This window comes from Streptococcus sanguinis (genome assembly GCF_020729765.1).
Lineage (GTDB): Bacteria > Bacillota > Bacilli > Lactobacillales > Streptococcaceae > Streptococcus > Streptococcus sanguinis_Q.
In genome coordinates, this window is the sequence record NZ_JAJEPD010000004.1 from 1 (window position 1) to 666 (window position 666).

Annotated in this window: 1 pseudogene; it reads left to right on the top strand. The window is 27.9% G+C overall.

Annotated features, from left to right (window positions below):
* Nucleotides 1-92: 92 nt before the first annotated feature.
* Nucleotides 93-446: pseudogene (locus K4H96_RS00085) on the top strand (SAG1250 family conjugative relaxase); the annotation flags it as partial.
* Nucleotides 447-666: the final 220 nt, after the last annotated feature.

Genomic DNA, 666 nt, shown 5'->3' on the forward strand with positions numbered 1-666 from the left:
TTTATTTCATATTTGTAATTTGTTTTGCGATAAACTTCATACTGACGATGCGAATAACGGTTTTCTATAATTTTTGCCCCTGCAATTCTGCAATTTTTGAAAACCGTTATTCGCATCGTCAGTATGAAGTTTATCGCAAAACAAATTACAAATATGAAATAAAACAACGGGTATATTTTCTAATCGAGAACTCAAAAAATTTTGAAGATTTTAAGAAAAAAGCTAAAGCTTTACATTTAAAAATTGATTTTAGACACAAGCATGTTACTTTTTTTATGACTGATTCAAATATGAAACAAGTCGTACGTGATAGTAAATTAAGTAGAAAACAACCTTATAATGAAACTTATTTTGAGAAAAAGTTTGTTCAAAGGGAAATCATAAACATCTTAGAATTTTTACTTCCGAAAATGAAGAATATGAATGAATTGATTCAACGAGCAGAAAATATACCCGTTGTTTTATTTCATATTTGTAATTTGTTTTGCGATAAACTTCATACTGACGATGCGAATAACGGTTTTCTATAATTTTTGCCCCTGCAATTTTGTTATTCGCATCGTCAGTATGAAGTTTATCGCAAAACAAATTACAAATATGAAATAAAACAACGGAACAACGGGTATATTTTCTAATCGAGAACTCAAAAAATTTTGAAGATTTTAA